This is a genomic window from Streptomyces roseochromogenus subsp. oscitans DS 12.976 (assembly GCF_000497445.1).
Classification (GTDB): Bacteria; Actinomycetota; Actinomycetes; order Streptomycetales; family Streptomycetaceae; genus Streptomyces; species Streptomyces oscitans.
The window spans coordinates 5,726,481-5,748,153 of sequence record NZ_CM002285.1; the positions used below are offsets into that span (position 1 = coordinate 5,726,481).

A 21,673-nucleotide genomic window follows, 5' to 3' on the forward strand; every position below is an offset into this window, starting at 1 on the left:
CCCTCTACGGTGTGAGATGTGAGCAGCAGCGGCCTCATCTACGCAGTCATTGTCGGGGCCTGGGCCGCCTACTTGGTGCCGATGTGGCTCCGTAGGCAGGACGAGCTGAACGAGGCCCGTCCGACGGAACGCTTCAGCACCGCCATCCGGCTGCTGTCCGGAAAGGCGGGAATGGAGCGCCGGTACGCCAAGGACCTGCGGGCGCGCTCCGCCCAGGAGGGGGAGCCGGACACCGGCGCCCCGGACGCCGTCACCGATTCGGTGGACGTCCGGGCGTTCGCCATGCCTCCGACCCGACGTCAGGTGCACACCGACGCCGAGCCGGGGGTGCCCGGGAGGGCCGAACCGGCACGCGAACAGGCTGCCGAGCCGGCGCCCAAGCCGGCGCCCAAGCCCGCGCCCAAGCCCGCGTCCGGTTCGGCGCCGGCATCCGGCTCCGTACCCGCGTCGAAGCGGGTGCCGTCCGCGCGGCGCTCTCCCTCGGCGCAGGCGGCCGCAGCGCGCGCCCGGCGCTCGAAGGTCCTTGCGCGTCGTAGGCGCACCACCGTGATGCTCTTCTTCGCCTTCACACTGGGCGCCGTCGTTGCGGCTGTCGGCGGGCTCGCCTTCCTGTGGGTGCCCGCCGTACCGGCCGTCTTGCTCAGCGGGTACATCGCGTACCTGCGCTCCCAGGAGCGCCGTCGTTTCGCCTACCAGATGGACCGTCGGCGCGCCGAGGTTGCAGCTCAGCGGCTGCGGGAGCGGGAGCGCCAGCCGCGTCGGCGCGCGTCTCTCGACGCGAGCCCCGGCGCGGACGAACCGGAGGATGCCCCGGAGGCTGGGACGGACACCGGGCTCGCCGCGCTCGCCGCAGACCGGCGTGCACTGGTCGAGCAGACGGATCACGCCGAGTGGGTCGATCAGCAGCGCGAGCGGCAGCGGCGGCCCGGCGGGGACAGCTGGGACCCGGTGCCGGTGCCCCTGCCGACGTACGTGACCGCGCCGGTCGCGCCACGTGCCACCTCCGATGTGGATCTGGGGGCGCCCGACACATGGAGTTCGGCGCGCTCCAGCTCGGTCGTGCCGGAGCGCGGAGCGAGCCGGGCGCCGGAGGGTGAGGCGGGCGAGCAGGCGTCCGCGTCCGGGGGTAACCCAGCGGACGGCCGCAGCGACGCGCGCCGCGCGGCCTCCGCGCGCCGGGCGCGCGAGCGTGGACGCACGCCCCTCTTCGATCAGTACGAGGACGGCGACCGCCCGCGCGCGGCCAACGAGTGACCCCGCTCCCACCCTCCTCGGCGCTCTCCGGGCCGTGCGCGCCCCTACGGAAACCCCCGCCGTGACCAGTGAGGGAGCGGATTTCCAAGCACCCCGATCGGGATGCTAAAGTTTCACTCGTTGCAAGGGCCTGTGGCGCAGTCCGGTAGCGCACCTCGTTCGCATCGAGGGGGCCAGGGGTTCAAATCCCCTCAGGTCCACGCAGCATGGAGCCCCTGTCGGCAGTAGTCGACAGGGGCTCCATCATTTATGTGCGCGGCCGTGGCTCGCGTGCAGGCCCGCCTGGCTCAAGCGGGCCTGGTGTGATCCGAGTTACAGAATCAGAGTGCCTTCGCGTAGCAGCGGCTCTCCTCGTGGTGGCGGTAGTAGCCGAACTTGGTGCACGGTTCGTAGCCGCTGGAGGTGTACAGGGCGATGGCCTCCGGCTGTTTGGTGCCCGTCTCCAGGACCATGCGGAGGCGGCCGGCGGCGCGGGCATCCTCCTCCAGGGCCGTGAGTATCCGGCGCGCGAGCCCTCGGCCCCGCATGTCTGCGATCACGTACATGCGTTTGAGTTCGGCGTCGCCGTCTGTGTTGCCCTCGTCGTTGTGATCCTGGCTGCGCCAGCCGCCGGTCGCGACAGGGTGGCCGTGCTCGTCGTACGCGATCAGATACACGCCCCGGGGCGGGTCGAAGTCGGCTGCGTCGAGGGCCGTGGCGTCGCCGCCATCGCCGTATCGCACGTGGTATTCGGCCTGGACCTCGTCGTTGAGCTTGACGGCGTCGGGGTGATCGAAACGAACACGACGTATGTTCATGCTGAGTACCGTACTTCTATGCGGACGTTGATCGTCGGGCTGCGCGGGTGGACCTCGTCCAGTGTGCCGGTATCGTGCCCTGGTGCTGACTGTGACCTCGGTGAACGTGAACGGACTGCGGGCCGCCGCCAAGAAGGGCTTCGTAGAGTGGCTCGCGCAGACCTCCGCGGATGTCGTCTGCCTGCAGGAGGTGCGTGCCGAACCAGACCAGCTACCGGAGCAGGTGCGCCAGCCCGACGGCTGGCACGTCGTGCACGCCCCGGCCGCAGCCAAGGGGCGCGCGGGTGTCTCCCTCTGCACGCGGCGCGAGCCCGACCGCGTCCGGGTCGGCTTCGGCTCGGCCGAGTTCGACGGCAGCGGGCGCTATGTCGAGGCCGACCTGCCCGGCGTCACGGTGGCCTCCCTGTATCTGCCCTCCGGCGAGGTCGGCACCGAGCGGCAGGACGAGAAGGTCCGCTTCATGGGCGAGTTCCTCGCCCACCTCAAGGCGCTGCGGGAGCGAGCCGCCGCCGACGGTCGCGAGGTGGTCGTCTGCGGCGACTGGAACATCGCCCATCAGGAGGCCGACCTCAAGAACTGGCGCGGCAACACCAAGAACTCCGGCTTCCTGCCCGAGGAGAGGGAGTGGCTCGGCCGGGTGCTCGCCGCCGAAGAGGGCGGCTACGTCGACGTCGTACGCGCCCTGCACCCCGACGTTGAGGGGCCGTACACCTGGTGGTCGTACCGCGGGCGGGCCTTCGACAACGACTCCGGCTGGCGTATCGACTACCACGTCGCCACGCCCGGTCTCGCCGGCAAGGCCGTCAAGGGCTTCGTCGAGCGCGCGGCCACGCACGCCGAGCGCTGGTCCGACCATGCGCCGGTGACGGTCGTCTACGACCTGTAGGCGTACGACCTGCAGGCGCGCGCGTCGTCAGATGCGCCGGGGCGCGTTCAGGTCTCCCTCGCGCCTGTCCCCTTGTTGAGGCGGCGGTCCATGGCCAGGGAGAGTTCCGCCTCCACCACGCTGCGGGCCAGGGGGCGCAGGCGGTGGAGGTCCTCCTCTGGGGCGTGTCGCAGGATCAGGTCGGAGAAGAGCTCGGCCAGGGCATCGGCGTGTTCGCGGACGCGGGCGGCGGCCGTGAGGACCTCCCCGAGCGGGATGCCCTCGCGGACCAGCGCTGAGGAGACGTCCAGCAGGCGGCGGCTGATGTGGACGATCTCGTCGCCGTCGGTGCCCAGGTAGCCCAGTTCCATGGCGGCGGCGAGGTTCTCGGGGGTGACCTCGCCCTCGAAGCGGGCGGCGAGTTCCTCCGGGGTGAGGCGGACCGGTTCCTCCTCGGTGGGGCCGCCGACGCCGAGGAGGTCGGCGACGTCGCGGCCGTGGTCGAAGGCCTCGGCCAGTTCGGCGATGCCGTTGAGGGTGTGGCCGCGTTCCAGCAGGGCGGCGATGGTGCGCAGACGAGCCAGGTGGTGGTCGTCGTACCAGGCGATACGGCCCTCGCGGCGGGGCGGCGGGATCAGCTTGCGCTCGCGGTAGAAGCGCAGTGTGCGCACGGTGATGCCGGCCAGGTGCGCCAGCTCCCCCATGCGGTACTCGCGCGGTCCGGTGTCCATCGCGCCGTGGCGTGCGCCGTGCGCGCCGTCCCGTTCCTCGTGTCGGCCGCCCTGGCTCGCCCTGAGTGCACCGTCGTCTGCCACATCCGCAGCCTATGTTGTACCGCCGGTAACTTTCCCTTCCCGACCCCTACCGCTTGGTAGGGCGCTGCTCTACAGTCCCATTGCGCCAGTGTTTACTGGCAGAGTCCAAGGTGATGCGTGGAGGCTTCGGGATGGCCCAGCACGAGCATGTACGGGTGGCGGTGATCGGGTCCGGGTTCGGCGGGCTGGGAGCCGCCGTGCGGCTGCGCCGCGAAGGGATCACCGACTTCGTCGTCCTGGAGCGGGCGGACAGCGTCGGCGGCACCTGGCGGGACAACAGTTACCCCGGGTGCGCCTGCGACGTGCCCTCCCACCTCTACTCCTTCTCCTTCGCACCCAACCCCGACTGGCCGCGTACCTTCTCCGGGCAGCGGCACATCCGCGCCTACCTGGAGCACGTCACCGACCTCTTCGGACTGCGCCGGCACATCCGCTTCGACTCCGAGGTCAAGCTGATGACCTGGGACGCGGACAACCTGCGGTGGAACATCGAGACCACGCGCGGGTCGCTCTCCGCCGACGTGGTCGTCTCCGCCACCGGGCCGCTTTCCGACCCGAAGATCCCCGAGATTCCGGGCCTGGAGTCCTTCCCGGGCGAGGTATTCCACTCCGCCCGCTGGGACCACGACTACGACCTGCGCGGCAAGCGCGTCGCCATGGTCGGCACCGGTGCGTCCGCCATCCAGATCGTGCCCGCGATCCAGCGCGAGGTCGGCCGGCTCACCCTCTTCCAGCGCACCCCGCCGTGGGTGATGCCCCGCGTCGACCGTGCCATCAGCGGCGCCGAGCGCTGGTTGCACCGGTCGCTGCCCTTCACCACCCAGCTGAGGCGGGGCCTGCTGTGGGGCATCCGGGAGCTGCAGGTGCAGGCGTTCACCAAGCACCCCGACGAACTCGGGCTCGTCGAGCAGCTCGCCAAGCGCAACATGGCCCGCGCCATCAAGGACCCGGCCCTGCGCGCCAAGCTCACCCCCGACTACCGCATCGGCTGCAAGCGGATCCTGCTGTCCAGCGAGTACTACCCGGCGCTGGTCAAGCCGAATGTCGACGTCGTCGCCAGCGGGCTCAGCGCGATCCGCGGGTCGACCGTCGTCGCGGCCGACGGCACCGAGGCCGAGGTCGACGCGATCATTTTCGGCACGGGCTTCCACGTCACGGACATGCCGATCGCCGAGCGGGTGGTCGGGGCGGAGGGCGTCACCCTCGCCGACTCCTGGAAGAACGGCATGCAGGCGCTGCGCGGCGCCACGGCCGCCGGGTTCCCGAACTGGATGACCATCATCGGGCCCAACACCGGCCTCGGGAACTCCTCCATGATCCTCATGATCGAGTCCCAGCTGAACTACATGGCCGACTATCTGCGGCAACTGGAAGTCCTGGGGGTCCCCCCAGGCCCTCAAGGCACTGGGGGAGGCCGTACGGCCCTCGATGCCCGGCCCGCTGCCGTCGAGGGCTGGAATCGCACGGTCCAGGAGCGCATGAAGCGCACCGTGTGGAACACCGGCGGATGCACCAGCTGGTACCTGGACGCGAGTGGCCGCAACACCACCATCTGGCCCGGTACGACGTCCGAGTTCCGGCGCGCGACCCAGCGGGTGGATCTGGGGGAGTACGTGGTCATCCGCAAGCCCGGCGTGAAGGACGCCGACGGCGACGCGGACGGCGCAGGCCGCGGCGTGAAGAAGGCGGGCGAGCCCGCGCGCACAACCAAGCGACCCGCGCGCGCCACCGGTAAGTCCGCGCCCGCGCGCATCGCCGACGCCCAGCAGAGCGAGGGCGCCGCATGAGCCGTCTCGCCTTCGTGGCCTCCGGACCGTACGCCCCGCCCACCCCCGCCCGCGAGCTCACCGTCGTCTCCGCCGACGGCGCGCGGCTGCACGTCGAGGTGCACGGGCCTGAGAACGCGCCCCCTGTCGTCCTCTCTCACGGCTGGACCTGCTCGACCGCCTTCTGGGCCGCGCAGATACGGGACCTGACCAAGGACCACCGGGTGATCGCGTACGACCAGAGGGGGCACGGGCGCAGCCCCGCGAGCCCCGCGTGTACCACCCACGCGCTGGCGGACGATCTGGAGGCGGTGCTCGCGCAGACGCTCGCGCGCGGAGAGAAGGCGCTGATCGTTGGCCACTCCATGGGCGGTATGACGGTCATGGCCGCGGCCACGCGCCCCCGCTTCCGCGAACATGCCGCCGCCGTCCTGCTGTGCAGCACCGGCAGCTCGCGGCTGGTCGCGGAGGCGCGTGTGGTGCCGTTGCGCGCCGGGCGTGTGCGCACCTGGATCACCGGGCGCGTTCTCGGTTCGCGCGCCCCGCTCGGGCCGGTCACGCCGGTCGCGAAGAGCATCCTCAAGTACGCCACCATGGGAGCCGGTTCCGCCCCGCACATGGTGGAGGCGTGCGCGCGGATCGTACACGCCTGTCCGCGCGCTGTGCGCCACGCCTGGGCCGGTGTGCTCGAGGCACTCGATCTCGACCACGGCGTACGGGAGTTGCACGCGCCCACCGCGGTCGTGCACGGCGCGTCCGACCGGCTCACGCCCCCCGTGCACGCCCGCGCGCTGGTCGCCGCGCTGCCGCAGTGCGTCGGCCTCACCGAGCTGACCGGCGTCGGCCACATGACTCCGATCGAGGCACCCGACCTGGTGACCGGCAGGATCCGGGACCTCGTCACCACGTATGTCACCGTCACGGGGACCAGCCCCGAGGGCGAGAACCGTGCCACCCCGGCGCAGATCAAGGAGGGCGCATGAGCAGGGTCAGCCTCGAAGGGCAGGTCGCGGTCGTCACCGGAGCGGCGCGCGGTGTCGGTGAGCTGCTGGCGCGCAAGCTCTCCGCGCGCGGCGCGAAGGTCGCGCTGGTCGGGCTGGAGGAGGAGGCGCTCAAGGAGGTCTCCTCGCGTCTGCACAGCGACAGCGCCTACTGGTACGCCGACGTCACGGACCACGAGACGATGAGCCGGATCGCGCGGGAGGTGAAGGCGCGGTTCGGGAAGGTCGACATCGTGGTGGCCAATGCCGGTGTGGCGTCGGGCGGTCCGTTCGTCGACTCCGATCCGCAGGCCTGGCGGCGGGTGATCGAGGTGAACCTGATCGGTTCGGCGGTGACCGCGCGGGCGTTCCTGCCGGTGCTGACGGAGAGCCGGGGCTATCTGCTCCAGATCGCCTCGCTCGCCGCGATCACCCCGGCGCCGATGATGACGGCGTACTGCGCGTCCAAGTCGGGCGTGGAGGCGTACGCGCACTGTCTGCGCGCCGAGGTCGGCTACCAGGGCGTGCGCGTCGGCGTGGGCTACCTGTCGTGGACCGACACCGACATGGTGCGCGGCGCCGACCAGGACGACGTGATGCGCGAGCTGCGGCAGCGGCTGCCGTGGCCGTCCAACAAGACGTACCCGCTGGGGCCGGCGGTGGACCGGCTGGTCGCCGGGATCGAGCGGCGCTCGGCGCATGTGTACGGACAGTGGTGGTTGCGCGGCATGCAGGGCGTGCGCGGGTATCTGCCGGGGATCATCGGGACGGTCGGGCAGCGCGAGATGAAGCGGTTCGCGCCGCGGCTGCAGGGGATGCGCTCGGGACTCGTGGGTGCGGGGGGAGCGGCCGACGAAGCGGCGCGAGCCACGCACCGTAACTGATCCACATGCGCTCCCTGGTCGCCCGTGTGAATCTGGTCGAGGCCCCGCCGACGGGCCCCGGTGAGGGGCCTCGCCCAGGGTCACCCCCACCCTCACTCACCACAGGAGTGAACCCACATGGGTATGAAGGACCAGTTCAAGGACCAGGCCAACGCGTCGCAGAACAAGGCCAAGGAGAAGCTCGACGAGGGGCGTGAGCGGGCCGGCCAGCGTGGCCAGCAGGCTCAGCGTGGTCAGAAGCCGCAGCGTGGCCAGCAACCGCAGCGTGGCCAGCAACCGCAGCGTGGTCAGAAGCACGAGAACATGCGAGACATCGAGGACACGGAGCGGGAGATGCAGGACCGCTTCAACCGGGACTACGACGCGTAGTCGCTGCGCTCGGCTTCGGCCGGGTGCTTGGTTTGGGGCGCCCTTCTTTGTGGAGGGCGCCCGCCCTGCGTCGGGTGGGTGGGGGCTTGTCGCGCAGTTCCCCGCGCCCCTTGGCAGCCTGCCCCTTGGCGCGTAGATCCCACGCGTCCCACGCATGCGCCTCTTGAGGGCTCACCTACTTCACCCCTCGCTTCGCCCGGGGCGGGAGATTTGGGCGGGAGCGGTTGGGGGCGTCGCTGTAGTCGGGGGGGACTGCGGCGGGGTTGGATTCGAGGAGGTCCAGGGCCAGTTGGATCGCGTCGTCCATCTGGGCGTGCCGGCCTTCTGCCCAGTCCAGGGGGGTGCGCATGATCTCCAGGTCGGGGGTGACGCCGTGGTTCTCCACGGACCAGCCGTAGGCGTCGAACCAGGCCGCGTTCATCGGCACCGTGATCACCGTGCCGTCGCCCAGCCGGTGGCGGCCGGTCATGCCGACCACACCGCCCCAGGTGCGCTGGCCGACCACCGGCCCTAGTTTCAGCAGTTTGAAGGCGGCCGTGATCATGTCGCCGTCCGACGACGTCGCTTCGTCGGCCAGAGCCACGATCGGGCCACGCGGCGCGTTCGAGGTGTACGACACCGGTTGCGCGTCCCGCGTCAGGTCCCAGCCCAGGATCGTCCGGGTCAGCGCCTCGATGACGAGTTCGCTGATGTGCCCGCCGGCGTTGCCGCGTACGTCCACGATCAGGGCGGGCCGGGACACCTCCATGCGCAGGTCGCGGTTGAACTGGGCCCAGCCCGAGCCGCCCATGTCGGGGATGTGCAGATAGCCGCACTTGCCGCCGCTCAACTCCCGTACGACCTCGCGGCGTTTGGCGACCCAGTCCTGGTAGCGCAGCGGCCGTTCGTCGACGAGTGGGACGACGGCGACCCGGCGGGCTCGGCCCGACGCCCCTTCCGCCGAGATGTCCGCCGGGGTGAACGTCAGCTCCACGGTCGTACCCCCGGAGCCGGCGAGGAGCGGGAACGGTCCGGTCACCGGGTCGACGGGGCGGCCGTCGACGTGGGTCAGGACGGCGCCCTCGCGGATGCCCGTGCCGGCCAGCGGTGAGCGGGCCTTGGAGTCGGAGGAGTCACCGGGCAGGATGCGCTTGACCACCCAGTGGCCGTTGCGACGGACGAGGTTGGCACCGAGCAGGCCCTGCCAGCGCTGGTAGTGGGGCGGGCCCTCGTTGCGGCGGGCGGCGGTGACGTAGGCGTGCGAGGTGCCCAGTTCGCCGAGGACCTCCCGCAGCAGATCCGCGAAATCGTCGGGGGAGGCGACCCGTTCGACGAGCGGGCGGTACTGGTCGAGCACCGCGTCCCAGTCGATGCCGCACATGCCCGGGTCCCAGAAGTAGCCGCGGATGATCCGGCCCGCCTCGTCGAAGGCCTGGCGCCACTCCGCGGGCGGGTCGACCTCGTGCAGGATGCGGCGCAGGTCGATCCAGACGGTCGTGTCCGCGTCACCGGACTCCGTGGAGGGCACCGCGCGCAGATCGCCCTCGTCCACGACGACCAGCCGGGTGCCGTCGCCGCTGACCGCGAACCAGTCCATGTGGCCGACCAGTTCGGCCTTTTTCGCCTTGGTGATGTTGAAGTACTCCAGCGTCGGGCGACCGCTGATGTCGGCCGGGTTGACGAAGGTCTCGCCGAGCGCGCCGGAGATCGGCCAGCGCAGCCAGACCAGTCCGCCGCCCGCGACCGGGCACAGCGCGGAGTACTTGGAGGCGATCACCGGGAACGGGGTGACCCGGTTCGCCAGGCCCTCCACCTCCACCGTCACCGTGCCGGCCTCGCCCGTCTCCTCGTCCTCGACCGGGTCGAGCCCGCCGGCGGCCGGTCGGCCCTCGGGGTTCAGGGCGAAGGGGGAGGGGGTCACCGAGTTCAGCGGGACGAGGTACGGGCGGCAGCCGAGCGGGAAGGACAGGTCGCCGGTGTGGACGTCGTACACCGGGTCGAAGCCGCGCCAGGAGAGGAAGGCGAGGTAGCGGCCGTCCCGGGTGAAGACCGGGTTCTCGTCCTCGAAGCGGCCGTTGGTCACGTCCACGATCAGCCGGTCCTTGATCCGGGCCAGCTTGATCTGGCGCAGGGAGCGGCCGATGCCCGGGTGGGACCAGGTGAGCCACGCGCCGTCCGGGGAGAAGGAGAGGTCGCGGACGGGGCCGTTGACGGAGCGGATCAGCTCGGTGACACGGGCTCCGGCGGCTTCAGCGGGTCCGCTGCCCTGTTCGTCAGGTCCGCTGTTCTGTTCGTCGGCTCCGGCCGCAGCGCTCGTGCTCTTTTCGTCCGCAGGTCCCGCGGTGCTCGTGCTCTTTTCGTCCGTGCTTGCCGCAGCGCTCGTGCTCTTTTCGTCCGCGCCTTCCGTAGCGCTCGCGCCCTTTTCGCCCGGACCTGCTGCAGATCCGTCGCCCTCGCCGTCGCCGCTCGCGGCGGCTTCACCGTCGCCCCCCTGGACCTTCCCGCCCTCTCCGCCCTCTCCGCCCTCTCCACCCTCCCCCTCCGACACATCGATCAGCAGCAACCGCCCGTCGTGCGAGGCGACCGCCAGTCGTTCGCCCTCCGGGTCGCAGGCCAGTTCCAGGACGCGGCCCAGTTCGCCGGAGGCGAGCCGGCGGGGCGCGCGGTCGCCGGTCGCGCGGGGCAGCTGGGCGATCTCCACGGCGTCCTCGCCCTCGGCGTCCGTCACATAGGCCACCTGACCGGTCGTGCCCAGCATCTCCGGCAGCCGTACCCGCACGCCGGGTGTGTCGGAGATCGTACGGGCGGGGCCTTCGCGGTGGGTGAGCCAGTACAGGCTGCCGCGTACGACGACGGCGCTGGCCCGGCCTGTCTCGTCCACGGAGATGCCGTCGACGTTCTGCGCAGCCGGCACCTGGTACGGGCGGCGTCCGGTGGCCGGCCCGGCGAGGCGGATGTCCAGCTTGCGCGGTACGGCGTCCGGGGCGAGGTCGTCGACCAGCCACAGGTCGCCGGCGCACTGGTAGACGACCCGGGTGCCGTCGCTGGAGGCGTGCCGGGCGTAGAACGCTTCGTGGTCGGTGTGGCGGCGCAGATCGGTGCCGTCGTGGGCGCAGGAGTAGAGGTTGCCGACGCCCTCGTGGTCGGAGAGGAAGGCGATCCGGCCGGCGACGAACATGGGACAGGCCAGATGGCCGCCGATGTCGGGCACGAGTTGCTTGCCGTGCAGCCATAGCCGGCCCATGGCGCCGCCGCGGTAGCGCTTCCAGGAGGCCGGTTCGTGCGGCGGGGTGCCGGTGAGCAGGAGGGTCTTGTGCTCGCCGGCGACGTCGGCGACCTGGATGTCGGCGACCGGGCCCCAGGGCAGCCGGCCGCCGGGGTCTCCGTCGGTGGGGACCTTGTAGGCCCAGGTGAAGTAGGAGAAGGGCTGGCCGTGCGAGGCAACCGCCAGGATGTGGTCGTCCGGATCCCAGCCGCAGACCTGGGTGTCGGCGCTGCCCCAGTACGTCAGCTGCCGCGCGGGACCGCCGTCGACGCCGACCAGGTGGATCTCGGGCACGAGGCTGCGCCAGGTCGTGTACGCGATCTGTCTGCCGTCGGGCGAGAACCGCGGGTGCCCGGTCTTCGTACGGTCCGCCGTGAGCCGCCAGGCCCGGCCGGGGGCGTCGAGAGGAGCCAGCCAGAGGTCGTCCTCGGCCACGAAGCACAGCAGGTCGCCGCTGAGGTGGGGAAGGCGCAGATAGCTCACCTCCCCATGCTTTTCCGCCAGCTGGGACCCAGCAACTTATGCGGTTCTCACGTCCGTGATACAAGACACGTACGAAACGGTTTCGTTTCGCATGCTGGCAGGGTATCTTCATGGTGGTACGAAGCAGGAGGCTCCGCAGCAAGAAGGTGGGTGGCATGACCGAGGTCGCATCCAAGGGGGCGGCGTCAGCCGCTCCGGTGGAGCCGGTGCTTGCACCGGGGCGCCGCAGTCGGATCACGCCCGAGCGCGAGGCCGAGTTGTACGAGGCCGTGCTCGACCTGCTCCGGGAGGTCGGCTACGACGCCCTCACCATGGACGCCGTGGCCGCGCGCACCAAGTCCAGCAAGGCGACGCTCTACCGCCAGTGGGGCGGCAAGGCCGAGCTGGTGGCGAAGGCGGTGCGGCACGGCAAGCCGGGCGGCTTCGCCGACGAGGTCGACACCGGATCGCTCAGGGGCGACCTGCACGCCCTCACCCTGCGTTCCGACGACTGCGAGATGGAGCAGAACTCCGCGCTGATGCGGGGTCTGGCGATGGCCATGCACGGCAACCCGGACCTGCTGCGCGCGTTCAAGGACCATCTCATCGAGCCGGAGATGGCGGCGTTCCGCCGTGTGCTGCAACGGGCGATCGACCGGGGCGAGGTCCGCGCGGACAACCCCGCGATCGACTACGTGATGCACATGATGATCGGCGGGTTCGCCGCCCGCACGCTCATCGACGAGCGGCCGCCGACGCAGGCCTTCCTCCTGTCGTACATCGACGCCGTGGTCCTCCCCGCCCTCGGCGTTCCCACCACCTGATCACCACCCGATCACCATGTGATCATCTTCTGATCCCCGAGTAAGCCCACCACCTGACGTCACCGCTCACGTCGTCGGGCTGATCACCCCTGCCCTGATGAACCCCACGACCTGACCGGGAGTACGTCTCCGTGGCCACGATGCTCTACAAACTCGGCCGTCTCGCCTTCCGGCGACGGCATTTCGTCGCCCTCATATGGATCGCGCTGCTCACCCTCGCCGGGGTGGGCGCCGCCTCCGCGCCGGCCGCCGGCAACACCTCCTTCTCGATCCCCGGCACCGAGGCGCAGAAGGCCTTCGACCTGCTGGAACAGCGCTTCCCCGGGATGAGCGCCGACGGCGCCACCGCGCGCGTCGTCTTCAAGGCGCCGAGCGGCGAGAAGATGACCGACCAACTCAACAAGGCGGCCGTCGAGAAGACCGTCAAGGAGCTGGGCAGCGGCTCCGAGGTCGCCTCCGTCGCCGACCCCTACGCCGGGCACGCCGTCAGCAAGAACGGCACGATCGCCTACGCCTCGGTGAAGTACAAGGTCTCCGGCATGGAGCTGAAGGACTCCTCCCGGGACGCCCTGAAGGAGGCCGCACAGCACGCGCGGGACGCCGGGCTGACCGTCGAGGTCGGCGGTGACGCGCTGAACGCGACCCCGAAGACCGGCTCCAGTGAGGTCATCGGCATCGGCATCGCCGCCGTTGTCCTCGTCATCACCTTCGGCTCGCTGCTCGCGGCCGGATTCCCGCTGCTCACCGCGCTCATCGGCGTCGGCATCGGCGTCTCCACGATCACGGCGCTGGCCAGCGCCCTGGACCTCGGCTCCACCACCTCCACCCTCGCGTCGATGATCGGCCTGGCCGTCGGCATCGACTACGCCCTCTTCATCGTCTCCCGCTACCGCGCCGAACTGGCCGAGGGCCGCGAGCGCGAGGAAGCGGCCGGACGGGCGGTCGGTACGGCGGGTTCGGCGGTGGTCTTCGCCGGCCTCACCGTCGTCATCGCCCTGGTCGGGCTTTCGGTCGTCAACATCCCGATGCTCACCAAGATGGGCATCGCGGCGGCCGGCACCGTCGCCATCGCCGTCCTCATCGCGCTGACGATGATCCCGGCGCTGCTCGGCTACGCGGGCCGCAAGATCAAGCCGACGGGTGAGAAGAGCAAGCTGCTCGGCGGCGGCCGCACTCCGAAGAAGCCGGGCCGGCCCAACATGGGCACCCGCTGGGCGAGTTTCGTCGTACGCCGCCCGGTCGCCGTTCTGCTGCTCGGTGTGCTCGGCCTCGGCGCGGCGGCGATCCCGGCCGCCTCCCTGGAACTGGGCCTGCCCGACGACGGCTCCCAGCCCACCTCCACCACCCAGCGCCGTGCCTACGACCTGCTCTCCGAGGGCTTCGGGCCTGGCTTCAACGGCCCGCTGATGGTCGTGGTCGACGCCAAGGACAGCCATGACCCCAAGGCCGCCTTCACCAAGGTCGGCGACGAGATCAAGGGCCTGAAGGACGTCGTCACGGTCACCCCGGCCATGGCCAACAAGGCCGGCGACACCGCGACGATCACGGTCGTACCCAAGTCCAAGCCGTCCTCGCGGACGACCGAGGACCTGGTGCACACCATCCGTGACAAGGGCGCGGACATCGCGCAGGAGACGGACTCCAAGGTCCTGGTCACCGGTTCGACGGCGATGAACATCGACGTCTCGCAGAAGCTGAACGACGCGCTGCTGCCCTATCTGGCGCTGGTGGTGGGTCTCGCGTTCCTGCTGCTGATCGTGGTCTTCCGCTCGATCCTCGTCCCGCTGAAGGCGGCCCTCGGCTTCCTGCTCAGCGTGCTCGCGGCCCTCGGCGCCGTGGTCGCGGTCTTCCAGTGGGGCTGGCTGTCCGGCCTGATAAACGTCGAGCAGACCGGCCCGGTCATGTCGATGATGCCGATCTTCATGGTGGGTGTCGTCTTCGGTCTCGCGATGGACTACGAGGTGTTCCTCGTGACCCGGATGCGGGAGGCGTTCGTCCACGGCGAGAAGCCCAGCCAGGCCATCGTGACCGGCTTCAAGCACGGCGCACGGGTCGTCACGGCCGCCGCCGTCATCATGATCGCCGTCTTCTCCGGCTTCATCGGCTCCACCGAGGCGATGGTCAAGATGATCGGCTTCGGCCTCGCGATCGCCGTCTTCTTCGACGCGTTCATCGTCCGCATGGCCATCGTCCCGGCGGTGCTCGCGCTGCTCGGCAAGCGGGCCTGGTGGCTGCCGAAGTGGCTCGACCGGGCGCTGCCCAACGTGGACGTCGAGGGCGAGGGCCTCCAGAAGAACGCTGATCCGGACGAGGAGAGGGAGCTGGTACGCGCCTGACGTACCACTTCCGGTAGCGGACCGGCCGGTGAGAGTGCCCGTGGGGACGGGGCTTGCACTCTCACCGGCCTTTTCTGTCCCGGTTCTGTCTCGGCTGTCCTGGCTGTCTCGGGCGTTGTACGGGTACAGGTGCGCGTTGGAGGTGCGTGAGCGTGAACGAGGGCGTGGACGAGGCGGGTTGGGACGTCGAACCCGGCGACGAGATCGAGCCGATGGTGCAGGCGGTGGGGCGCCTGCACAAGGTCTGCCGAGAGGCGGCCGGGGTGAGCGTGGTCGACCTGGCCGAGGTCATGGGCTACGGCGAGGACCTGATCCGCAAGATCGAGCGCGGGCAGCGGATTCCCCGGCCGGAGTTCCTGGACAAGGCGGACACGGTTCTCAAGGCGCAGGGGCATCTGCGGGCGTTCATGGAGGACATGAGGAAGGCCCGGTATCCGAAGAAGGTGCGGAAGCTGGCGGAGATGGAGGGCCGAGCCGTCGAGCTGCTGCTGTACAGCAACCACAACATCCATGGGTTGCTCCAGACACCGGAGTACACGCGGGCGTTGTTGAAGGTGCGCCGACCGGCGTATGCGCAGGACGAGTTGGAGCAGATGGTTGCGGCACGCGTGGCGCGACATTCGATCTTCGAGCGTTCGCCCGCTCCTGACCTCAGCTTTGTCCAGGAACAGGTGACGCTCGAACGGCCCATCGGCGGGAAAATGGTGCTACGTCGACAGCTTGAACACCTTTTGGAGCTGTGCAAGTTGCCCAACGTCGAGGTCCAGGTCATGCCGACCCGCCACGAAGGGCACCCCGGAATGAGCGGCTTGGTCGAGTTGCTGAAGTTCGAGGACGGTACCGCTGTAGGTCGCTCCGAAGGGGCGTTCAACGGCCGCCCGGTCTCGGACCTCAGGCAGCTCCGGATCCTCGAACTGCGGTATGGGATCATCCGAGCCGAGGCTCTCTCACCGAGGGAGTCGCACGCCTTCATTGAGCAAGCGCTGGGGAGACTATGAGCGCCACGGAACTGCACTGGTTCAAGAGCAGCTACAGCAGCAGCAGCGAAGGCGACGACTGCGTCGAAGTAGCCACCACCCCCACCACCATCCACATCCGCGACTCCAAAACCCCCGACACCGCGCAGCTGAAGGTCACCCCGGCCGCTTGGGCCGAGTTCCTCACCCGTCTCGGGTGACCGCGAGCAGTGCCAAGTCATCGGTGATGCGCCCGCCGGTGTGGCGGCTCACCTCGGTGAGAAGGGTGTCGAGCAGCGCGTCCGGTCCGGCGAAGTCGCGTCCGGTCAGCCCGGCTGCGGGGTCGTAGAAGTCCCCGGCGCGGTTGCGCGCCTCGGTCAGACCGTCGGTATACAGCAGGAGAGTCGCTCCTGGGGGGAAGGGCACCGTGTCGGTCCGGTCCGGGTCGGCGCTCAGCTCCGCCAGTCCCAGAGGGAGGGCCGGTTCGGACGGTTCCGCGCTGCGCACCTGGCCGGCGTGCAGGAGCAGGGGCGCCGGGTGGCCGCGGTTGACCAGCCGCAGTTCATCGCCGCAGGGCGGGATCTCGACAAGAACGCCGGTGACGAACCCCTCGGCGTGCTCGGGTCCCGTCCGCCGCTCTCTTTCCCGTAGCAGCGCCCGCTCCAGCCTGGCCGTGATCGCGACGAGCGTGGGTTCCTCTTCGGCGGCCTCCCGGAACACCCCCATGGTCACGTCCACCGCCTGGACCGCGTCCAGGCCCTTGCCCCGTACATCCCCGACCAGACAGCGCACGCCGTACGGGGTGGCCTGGGCGCTGTACAGGTCGCCACCGATCTGCGCGTCCTGCACGGCCGCCTGGTAGCGCACGGCGATCCGCAGGGGGCCCATCGAGGACGGCAGCTGCGGCAGCACGGCGCGCTGGACGGCCAGGGCGATTCTGCGTGCGGACTCCAGACGCAGGTTGCTGTAGTGCATGAGACGGTTGACGACGACGGCGAGGGCCGAGACGGTCACGACCGCCGCCAGCTCGCTCTGCCCACCGGAATCCCCCAGGAGGCCGAAGTGGGTGAGCAGCGCGACGTCGGTGCCACAGGCACCGATGCCCGCCAGCACCGTCGCGCGAAGCGACAGCAGCGCGGCGGCTGCCATCGGCGCGGCTGTGTAGAAGGCCTCCCCACTGACATGCGGAGCGGTGTTGTAGTCGAAGAGGGCGCCTCCGACGAGCAGGACGACGGGCAGCAGCTGAAGGTGGCGCAGAAACCAGCCTCCGACGGTGGCGCGCCTCCCGCTCTCTGCCCTCATGCGCCCGCTCCCGTCTCTGTCGCGCGTCGCTGTCGCGCCGTACAGCACACGCTCAAGCATCCTCAGGCCCGATGACGCGTGCCAATCGTGCAGCGGCCGTATGGGTGCGTGTTGCCCAGCGCGGGCATGGCAATCAGTCGCGTGCGCAGTACATCGACCGCTACCGTGCCCCGCATGACGACGACAGCCGCCACAGCCGCCACCGACGCCGAAGAGTCCGGAGCCCACCCCGACGGCTCGCTGTGACGCCGCTGGTCACCGCTGCGGTGCTGCTCGCCGCGGTCACGCACGCCAGCTGGAACGCCATCGCCCACAAGATCACCGACAAGCTGGTCGGGTTCACGCTGATCTCCGGCGGCGGTCTGCTCATCGGGCTCGCGCTGGTGCCGTTCGTGGCGTTTCCGGCGGCAGCGGCCTGGCCGTACCTCTTCGCCTCCGCGGCCGTGCACGTCGCCTACTACGCACTGCTCATGACCTCGTTCCGGCTGGGCGACTTCGGGCAGGCCTATCCGATCGCGCGCGGGAGCGCGCCGCTCGTGGTGACCGTGCTGGCGGCGGTGTTCGCGCACGAGGTACCCGGGGCGTGGTCGGCGGCCGGCATCGCCGTGTCGTGCCTCGGGCTCAGTGGCGTCAGCCTGTGGGGGCTGCGCGGCCACCGGCCCAACTGGGCCGCGATCGGTGCCGCCCTGGCGACCGGGCTGACGATCGCCGCGTACACGGTGCTCGACGGCCTGGGCGTACGCGCCTCCCAGTCGTCGCTCGGCTACATCGCCTGGCTGATGGCCGTTCAGGGAGCCGTCGTCCCGGCGTACATGTACGCGCGCGTGCGGGGCGACACGGTCCGGCTGCTGCGGCCGTACGCCGCCCTCGGCTTCCTCGGCGCCTTCCTCTCCGTCGCCGCCTACGCCCTCGTCCTCTGGGCCCAGACGCGCGCCGCTCTCGCCCCCGTCGCCGCCCTGCGCGAGTCCTCGATCATCGTCGGCGCCGCCATCGGCGCCTTGTTCTTCAAGGAGAACTTCGGGGCGCCCCGGATAGCGGCGGCGGGACTGCTGGTCGTGGGGATCGGACTGATGCTGCACGCGGGGTAGCAGGATGACGTGGGGACACCGCGGGGACACCGTTGGGCCACGACGAACCGTACGAGGGAGCCGTAATGACCGACAAACCGACCGTCAGCGTCCTGGGCACCGGCATCATGGGCGCCGCGATGGCGCGCAATCTCGCCCGTGCCGGGCTCGGCGTCCGGGCCTGGAACCGTACCCGTGACAAGGCCGAGCCGCTGGCCGCGGACGGGATCCGGGTCACCGGCACGCCCGCCGAGGCCGTCGAGGGCGCCGATGCCGTGCTGACCATGCTCTACGACGGCAACACCGTCCTGGACGTGATGCGCGAGGCAGCTCCGGCGCTGCATCCGGGCGCCGTGTGGGCGCAGTGCACCACCGCCGGGATCGAGCTGGTCGCCGACCTGGCCGCTTTCGCCCGCGAGCACGGCCTGGTGTTCTACGACGCCCCGGTCCTCGGTACCCGCCAGCCCGCCGAGGCCGGTCAGCTGACCGTGCTGGCCGCCGGGCCCGAGGAGGGCCGGGAGACGGTCACGCCCGTCTTCGACGCCGTCGGCGCCAAGACCGTGTGGACCGGCGAGGACGGGGCCGCGGGCAGCGCCAGCCGGCTGAAGCTGGTGGCCAACAGCTGGGTGCTCGCCGTCACCGCGGCGACCGGTGAGGTGCTGGCCCTCTCGAAGGGCCTCGGCGTCGACCCGCGGAGCTTCTTCGACCTCATCGACGGTGGGCCGCTCGACATGGGGTACCTGCGGGCCAAGTCCGCTCTGGTGCTCGATGAGAAGCTGACCCCGGCGTCGTTCGCCGTGGCCACCGCCGAGAAGGACGCGCGGCTCATCGTCCAGGCCGGTGAGCGGGGCGGCGTACGGCTCGATGTCGCCGAGGCGGCGGCCGAGCGATTCGCCCGGGCCGCCGCTCAGGGGCATGCCGACGAGGACATGGCCGCGGCCTACTTCGCCAGCTTCGACTAGCAGCCGGGTGAGCGACAGGACTGCACCAGGCCTCCACGTGACGTTCCGCGCGCCGGGGCGCACCCTGGAAGCAGCGGCTTTCGGAGGTGATCGTCATGATGCACACCGCTGTCGGATGGCATGTCGAGCTGGAGTTCCAGGAGGACGATCAGCACACGGATGCGGCGGCCCTGTTGCGCTTGCCCGACGGCACCGAGGTACGGGCGCACGGCCACGCCAACCGGCACCGCATCGACACGAACCAGCCCCGGGTCGGCGAGGAGATCGCCGGCGCGCGTGCCCTCAACGAACTGGCCATGGAACTGCTGAGCAAGGCCCACGGCGAGATCGACGACGCGTCCGGAAGGATTTCGCACCCGATCAACGTGTGACATCGCAACGCGTGACATCGCGGGGTGCGCCCGGGAGCGCGCTCTCGGGCGCGCAGTCCTACGCGAGCGCCGTGCGCAGTGCCCGTACCAGCGCCTGCGCCCTCGGGTCCGCCGTCACGCTCTTCCGGAAGCCGTTGGTGACATAGCCGAAGGCGATGCCGGTCTCCGGGTCGGCGAAGGCGAGGGCGCCACCCCTGCCCGGGTGGCCGAAGGAGCCCGGGGAGAACAGCGGGGCCGCGGCGCCGTGCAGCATGTAGCCGAGGCCGAACCGGGTGCCGACGACCAGGACCCGGTCCGGCCCGGCGGACTGCTCGGCGCGGGCCAGCTCCATCGTCTCCGGGGTGAACAGCCGGGTGCCGCCGTCGACTTCGCCGATGAGCGAGGCGTAGAAGCGGGCCAGCCCGTCGGCGGTGGCGATCCCGTTGGAGGCGGGCAGGGCGGCCGCGCGGTAGGCGGGGTCGTTCTCGTCGGGGAGCGGGGTGATCGCGCCGAACGCGCGCCGGGTCAGCGAGTCCGGGTCGGCGTAGGCCTCGGCCACCGCGCGCTTGGGGCGCGTCTTCAGACCGCCCGCCGCCTCGGGCGCCTCGACCGGGCCGACGCGACCCACGCGCGCGTGCTCCGACTCGGGCAGGCCGAGCCACAGGTCCGCGCCGACGGGGCCGGCGATCTCCTCCGCGATCCACTCGCCGACCGGGCGACCGGTGATCCGCCGGATCAGTTCGCCGGTGAGCCAGCTGTAGGTCTGGGCGTGGTAGCCGTGGTCCGTGCCCGGCTCCCACACCGGCGCCTGTGCGGCGACGGCTGCGGCGCCCAGGTCGGGGTCGGCGGCCTCGGCGGGGGTCAGCGGGCGGTCCAGCACGGGCACGCCCGCGCGGTGGGCGAGCAGTTGCCGGACGAGGGTGTGCTCCTTGCCGGCCGCTTTGTACTCCGGCCAGTACGCGCCGACCGGGGCGTCCAGGTCCAGTTCGCCGCGCTGGTGCAGCAGCAGGAGCGCGGCGGCGGCGACGCCCTTGGTCGCGGAGCGCACGATCTGCGCGGTCCCGGTCTCCCAAGGGGCCGCACCGTGCGTACCGGGCTTACCGGCTATCCGGTCACCGTCGACGTCCTTCGTGCCGGCCCACAGGTCGACGACCTTGTGCCCGTCGCGGTACACGGCGACGGCGGCGCCACGTTCCCCGAGCAGCGCGAAGTTCGCTGCGAACGCCTCCTCGACCGGCTCGAAGCCCTCGGCCACTGTGCCGTTCACGTCCACGCCCGCCGACCTTTCTCTCGCTGTCCCATCGCCTGCGACAGTGGGTGGAACGCGGGCCGCGCGCCTGGGATTCCTCGGTGGGATCAGCCCAGCAGGATCGTTACGTCGATGTTGCCGCGCGTTGCGTTGGAGTACGGGCAGACGTCGTGCGCCGCGTCCACCAGCCGCGCCGCCACGTTCGGGTCGAGGACCGGCAGGGAGACGCTGAGGGCGACCGCGAGGCCGTAGCCGCGCTGCCGGTTCGGGCCGATGCCGACCTTGGCGGCGACCGTGGAACCGGTCAGGTCGTAGCCCTCGCGGTTGCCGACCAGGATCAGCGCGTTGTGGAAGCAGGAGCTGTAGCCGGCTGCGAAGAGCTGTTCCGGGTTGGTGCCGTTGCCGTCGCCGCCCAGCTCCGGGGGCATTGCGACCTTCAGCTCGATCTGGCCGTCCTGGCTGGTGACATAGCCGTCGCGGCCGCCATGTGCGGTGGCTTCGGCGACGTACATGATCTTCGTCGGACGGGTGTCGACAGCGGTGTCCGCGGTCATGGCCGGCCTCCCCCGGGAAAAGTGGCGCACAAGTACATCGTGCACAAGGTACTGGCTGGTAGGTCAGTGGGCGGCACCCGGGGGTGGCAACCGTGGGTAACGGGAGATCGGGGCTGTGGGTACCGGCGTTCAGCGCCGTGGGGCTCGCGCGATCAGGGCAGGTTGGCCGCCGCGTCGGCGCGCTCGGTGAGCTTCCACAACTCCACGCGCAACCGCGCGACCTCCTGCGCGCCGAAGCCGGTCGTCGCGAGCAGCGCGCCGGGCACGCGCGCCGCGCGCTCCCTGAGTTCCTCCCCGTGCCCCGTGCACGTAACGAGCACCGAGCGCTCGTCGTCGGCCGCGCGCTCCCGGCGCACCAGCCCCGCCCCCTCCAGCCGCTTGAGCAACGGCGAGACGGTCCCGTAGTCCAGGCGCAGGGCGCGCGCCAGTTCCTTCACGCTGGTCTCGCCGCGCTCCCACAGCACCAGCAGCACGAGGTACTGCGGGTAGGTGAGCCCGAGGTCGTCCAGAAGCGGACGGTATGCGGCGGTCACGGCGCGCTGGGCGGCGTACAGCGCGAAGCACAGCTGGTCGTCCAGCAGCAGCGACCCCTCGACGGCCCGGTCCTCGTTCGTCACGCGCCCATTGTCACGGACTT

General features: G+C 70.8%; 20 protein-coding genes and 1 tRNA gene. 14 read left to right on the forward strand and 7 right to left on the reverse strand.

Features of this window, described 5'->3' with window-relative positions; translation table 11 throughout:
* Positions 1-18 precede the first annotated feature (18 nt).
* Together sepX and M878_RS74430 are read left to right on the forward strand one after the other, a co-directional pair.
* On the forward strand, positions 19-1,254 hold the full coding sequence (gene sepX, locus M878_RS74425; RefSeq protein WP_023549881.1) for a divisome protein SepX/GlpR: 1,236 nt from the start codon (positions 19-21) through the stop codon (positions 1,252-1,254).
* Between the two features lie 126 nt (positions 1,255-1,380).
* Positions 1,381-1,454: transfer RNA gene (locus M878_RS74430), tRNA-Ala, on the forward strand.
* Positions 1,455-1,574: 120 nt separating this feature from the next.
* Here the strand turns inward: M878_RS74430 and M878_RS74435 are convergent.
* Entirely contained in the window at positions 1,575-2,051 is a 477-nt protein-coding gene (locus tag M878_RS74435; RefSeq protein ID WP_023549882.1) for a GNAT family N-acetyltransferase, read from the reverse strand.
* Between the two features lie 82 nt (positions 2,052-2,133).
* On the opposite strand from M878_RS74435, the gene M878_RS74440 reads away from it, so the two are divergent.
* On the forward strand, positions 2,134-2,937 hold the full coding sequence (locus M878_RS74440; RefSeq protein ID WP_031225698.1) for an exodeoxyribonuclease III: 804 nt from the start codon (positions 2,134-2,136) through the stop codon (positions 2,935-2,937).
* A gap of 47 nt (positions 2,938-2,984) precedes the next feature.
* On the opposite strand, the gene M878_RS74445 is transcribed toward M878_RS74440, so the two are convergent.
* A complete protein-coding gene (locus M878_RS74445; RefSeq protein WP_031225699.1) occupies positions 2,985-3,620 on the reverse strand; it encodes a MerR family transcriptional regulator in 636 nt (211 codons plus the stop codon).
* 242 nt (positions 3,621-3,862) lie between these two features.
* Here M878_RS74445 and M878_RS74450 point away from each other — a divergent pair, with 242 nt between their 5' ends.
* The 4 genes from M878_RS74450 (at position 3,863) to M878_RS74465 (ending at position 7,730) form a co-directional block, all read left to right on the forward strand.
* On the forward strand, positions 3,863-5,518 hold the full coding sequence (locus M878_RS74450) for a flavin-containing monooxygenase (RefSeq protein WP_023549885.1): 1,656 nt from the start codon (positions 3,863-3,865) through the stop codon (positions 5,516-5,518).
* Positions 5,515-6,480: an alpha/beta fold hydrolase gene (locus M878_RS74455; RefSeq protein ID WP_023549886.1), complete on the forward strand. Its 966-nt coding sequence runs from the start codon at positions 5,515-5,517 to the stop codon at positions 6,478-6,480. The genes M878_RS74450 and M878_RS74455 overlap by 4 nt, the downstream gene beginning before the upstream one ends.
* Positions 6,477-7,361 (forward strand): SDR family oxidoreductase, encoded by an 885-nt coding sequence (locus M878_RS74460; protein ID WP_023549887.1) that lies wholly within the window; start codon positions 6,477-6,479, stop codon positions 7,359-7,361. Before M878_RS74455 ends, M878_RS74460 begins: the two co-directional genes overlap by 4 nt.
* A gap of 117 nt (positions 7,362-7,478) precedes the next feature.
* Positions 7,479-7,730 carry a hypothetical protein gene (locus M878_RS74465; RefSeq protein ID WP_023549888.1) on the forward strand — a complete coding sequence of 84 codons (252 nt, stop codon included), beginning with the start codon at positions 7,479-7,481 and terminating at the stop codon, positions 7,728-7,730.
* Positions 7,731-7,905: 175 nt separating this feature from the next.
* Here M878_RS74465 and M878_RS74470 read toward each other — a convergent pair whose 3' ends face one another.
* The gene (locus M878_RS74470) at positions 7,906-11,457 is read right to left on the reverse strand and encodes a S41 family peptidase (protein ID WP_023549889.1); all 3,552 of its coding nucleotides are present in this window, start codon (positions 11,455-11,457) and stop codon (positions 7,906-7,908) included.
* Between the two features lie 155 nt (positions 11,458-11,612).
* Here M878_RS74470 and M878_RS74475 point away from each other — a divergent pair, with 155 nt between their 5' ends.
* The 4 genes from M878_RS74475 to M878_RS74490 all read left to right on the forward strand — a co-directional run bounded on the left by M878_RS74475 (position 11,613) and on the right by M878_RS74490 (position 15,773).
* The gene (locus M878_RS74475) at positions 11,613-12,260 is read left to right on the forward strand and encodes a TetR/AcrR family transcriptional regulator (protein WP_023549890.1); all 648 of its coding nucleotides are present in this window, start codon (positions 11,613-11,615) and stop codon (positions 12,258-12,260) included.
* A gap of 131 nt (positions 12,261-12,391) precedes the next feature.
* Complete coding sequence (locus M878_RS74480; protein WP_023549891.1) at positions 12,392-14,596, forward strand: MMPL family transporter; 2,205 nt, start codon at positions 12,392-12,394, stop codon at positions 14,594-14,596.
* Between the two features lie 152 nt (positions 14,597-14,748).
* Entirely contained in the window at positions 14,749-15,594 is an 846-nt protein-coding gene (locus M878_RS74485) for a helix-turn-helix domain-containing protein (RefSeq protein ID WP_425347909.1), read from the forward strand.
* Positions 15,591-15,773, forward strand: coding sequence for a DUF397 domain-containing protein (locus tag M878_RS74490; protein WP_023549893.1), 183 nt, complete (start codon positions 15,591-15,593; stop codon positions 15,771-15,773). Before M878_RS74485 ends, M878_RS74490 begins: the two co-directional genes overlap by 4 nt.
* Here M878_RS74490 and M878_RS74495 read toward each other — a convergent pair.
* On the reverse strand, positions 15,757-16,854 hold the full coding sequence (locus M878_RS74495; protein ID WP_023549894.1) for a PP2C family protein-serine/threonine phosphatase: 1,098 nt from the start codon (positions 16,852-16,854) through the stop codon (positions 15,757-15,759). The genes M878_RS74490 and M878_RS74495 overlap by 17 nt on opposite strands.
* A 242-nt stretch (positions 16,855-17,096) precedes the next feature.
* On the opposite strand from M878_RS74495, the gene M878_RS74500 reads away from it, so the two are divergent.
* The 3 genes from M878_RS74500 to M878_RS74510 all read left to right on the forward strand — a co-directional run bounded on the left by M878_RS74500 (position 17,097) and on the right by M878_RS74510 (position 19,254).
* Complete coding sequence (locus tag M878_RS74500; RefSeq protein WP_023549895.1) at positions 17,097-17,942, forward strand: DMT family transporter; 846 nt, start codon at positions 17,097-17,099, stop codon at positions 17,940-17,942.
* 65 nt (positions 17,943-18,007) lie between these two features.
* Positions 18,008-18,883: an NAD(P)-dependent oxidoreductase gene (locus M878_RS74505; protein WP_023549896.1), complete on the forward strand. Its 876-nt coding sequence runs from the start codon at positions 18,008-18,010 to the stop codon at positions 18,881-18,883.
* Positions 18,884-18,978: 95 nt separating this feature from the next.
* Complete coding sequence (locus tag M878_RS74510) at positions 18,979-19,254, forward strand: DUF1876 domain-containing protein (protein ID WP_031225708.1); 276 nt, start codon at positions 18,979-18,981, stop codon at positions 19,252-19,254.
* Positions 19,255-19,312: 58 nt separating this feature from the next.
* Here the strand turns inward: M878_RS74510 and M878_RS74515 are convergent, their stop codons facing one another.
* The 3 genes from M878_RS74515 to M878_RS74525 form a co-directional block, all read right to left on the reverse strand.
* Entirely contained in the window at positions 19,313-20,506 is a 1,194-nt protein-coding gene (locus M878_RS74515) for a serine hydrolase domain-containing protein (protein ID WP_023549898.1), read from the reverse strand.
* 83 nt (positions 20,507-20,589) lie between these two features.
* A complete protein-coding gene (locus M878_RS74520) occupies positions 20,590-21,036 on the reverse strand; it encodes an organic hydroperoxide resistance protein (protein WP_023549899.1) in 447 nt (148 codons plus the stop codon).
* A gap of 152 nt (positions 21,037-21,188) precedes the next feature.
* On the reverse strand, positions 21,189-21,653 hold the full coding sequence (locus tag M878_RS74525; RefSeq protein ID WP_023549900.1) for a MarR family winged helix-turn-helix transcriptional regulator: 465 nt from the start codon (positions 21,651-21,653) through the stop codon (positions 21,189-21,191).
* Positions 21,654-21,673 lie beyond the last annotated feature (20 nt).

What these genes read in the sequence shown, in the direction of transcription:
- M878_RS74435 (WP_023549882.1), bottom strand. Translation starts at nt 2,051, where the DNA reads ATGAACATACGTCGTGTTCGTTTCGATCACCCCGACGCCGTCAAGCTC.
- M878_RS74445 (WP_031225699.1), bottom strand. Translation starts at nt 3,620, where the DNA reads ATGGGGGAGCTGGCGCACCTGGCCGGCATCACCGTGCGCACACTGCGC.
- M878_RS74450 (WP_023549885.1), top strand. Translation starts at nt 3,863, where the DNA reads ATGGCCCAGCACGAGCATGTACGGGTGGCGGTGATCGGGTCCGGGTTC.
- M878_RS74455 (WP_023549886.1), top strand. Translation starts at nt 5,515, where the DNA reads ATGAGCCGTCTCGCCTTCGTGGCCTCCGGACCGTACGCCCCGCCCACC.
- M878_RS74460 (WP_023549887.1), top strand. Translation starts at nt 6,477, where the DNA reads ATGAGCAGGGTCAGCCTCGAAGGGCAGGTCGCGGTCGTCACCGGAGCG.
- M878_RS74465 (WP_023549888.1), top strand. Translation starts at nt 7,479, where the DNA reads ATGGGTATGAAGGACCAGTTCAAGGACCAGGCCAACGCGTCGCAGAAC.
- M878_RS74475 (WP_023549890.1), top strand. Translation starts at nt 11,613, where the DNA reads ATGACCGAGGTCGCATCCAAGGGGGCGGCGTCAGCCGCTCCGGTGGAG.
- M878_RS74490 (WP_023549893.1), top strand. Translation starts at nt 15,591, where the DNA reads ATGAGCGCCACGGAACTGCACTGGTTCAAGAGCAGCTACAGCAGCAGC.
- M878_RS74495 (WP_023549894.1), bottom strand. Translation starts at nt 16,854, where the DNA reads ATGAGGGCAGAGAGCGGGAGGCGCGCCACCGTCGGAGGCTGGTTTCTG.
- M878_RS74505 (WP_023549896.1), top strand. Translation starts at nt 18,008, where the DNA reads ATGACCGACAAACCGACCGTCAGCGTCCTGGGCACCGGCATCATGGGC.
- M878_RS74510 (WP_031225708.1), top strand. Translation starts at nt 18,979, where the DNA reads ATGATGCACACCGCTGTCGGATGGCATGTCGAGCTGGAGTTCCAGGAG.
- M878_RS74520 (WP_023549899.1), bottom strand. Translation starts at nt 21,036, where the DNA reads ATGACCGCGGACACCGCTGTCGACACCCGTCCGACGAAGATCATGTAC.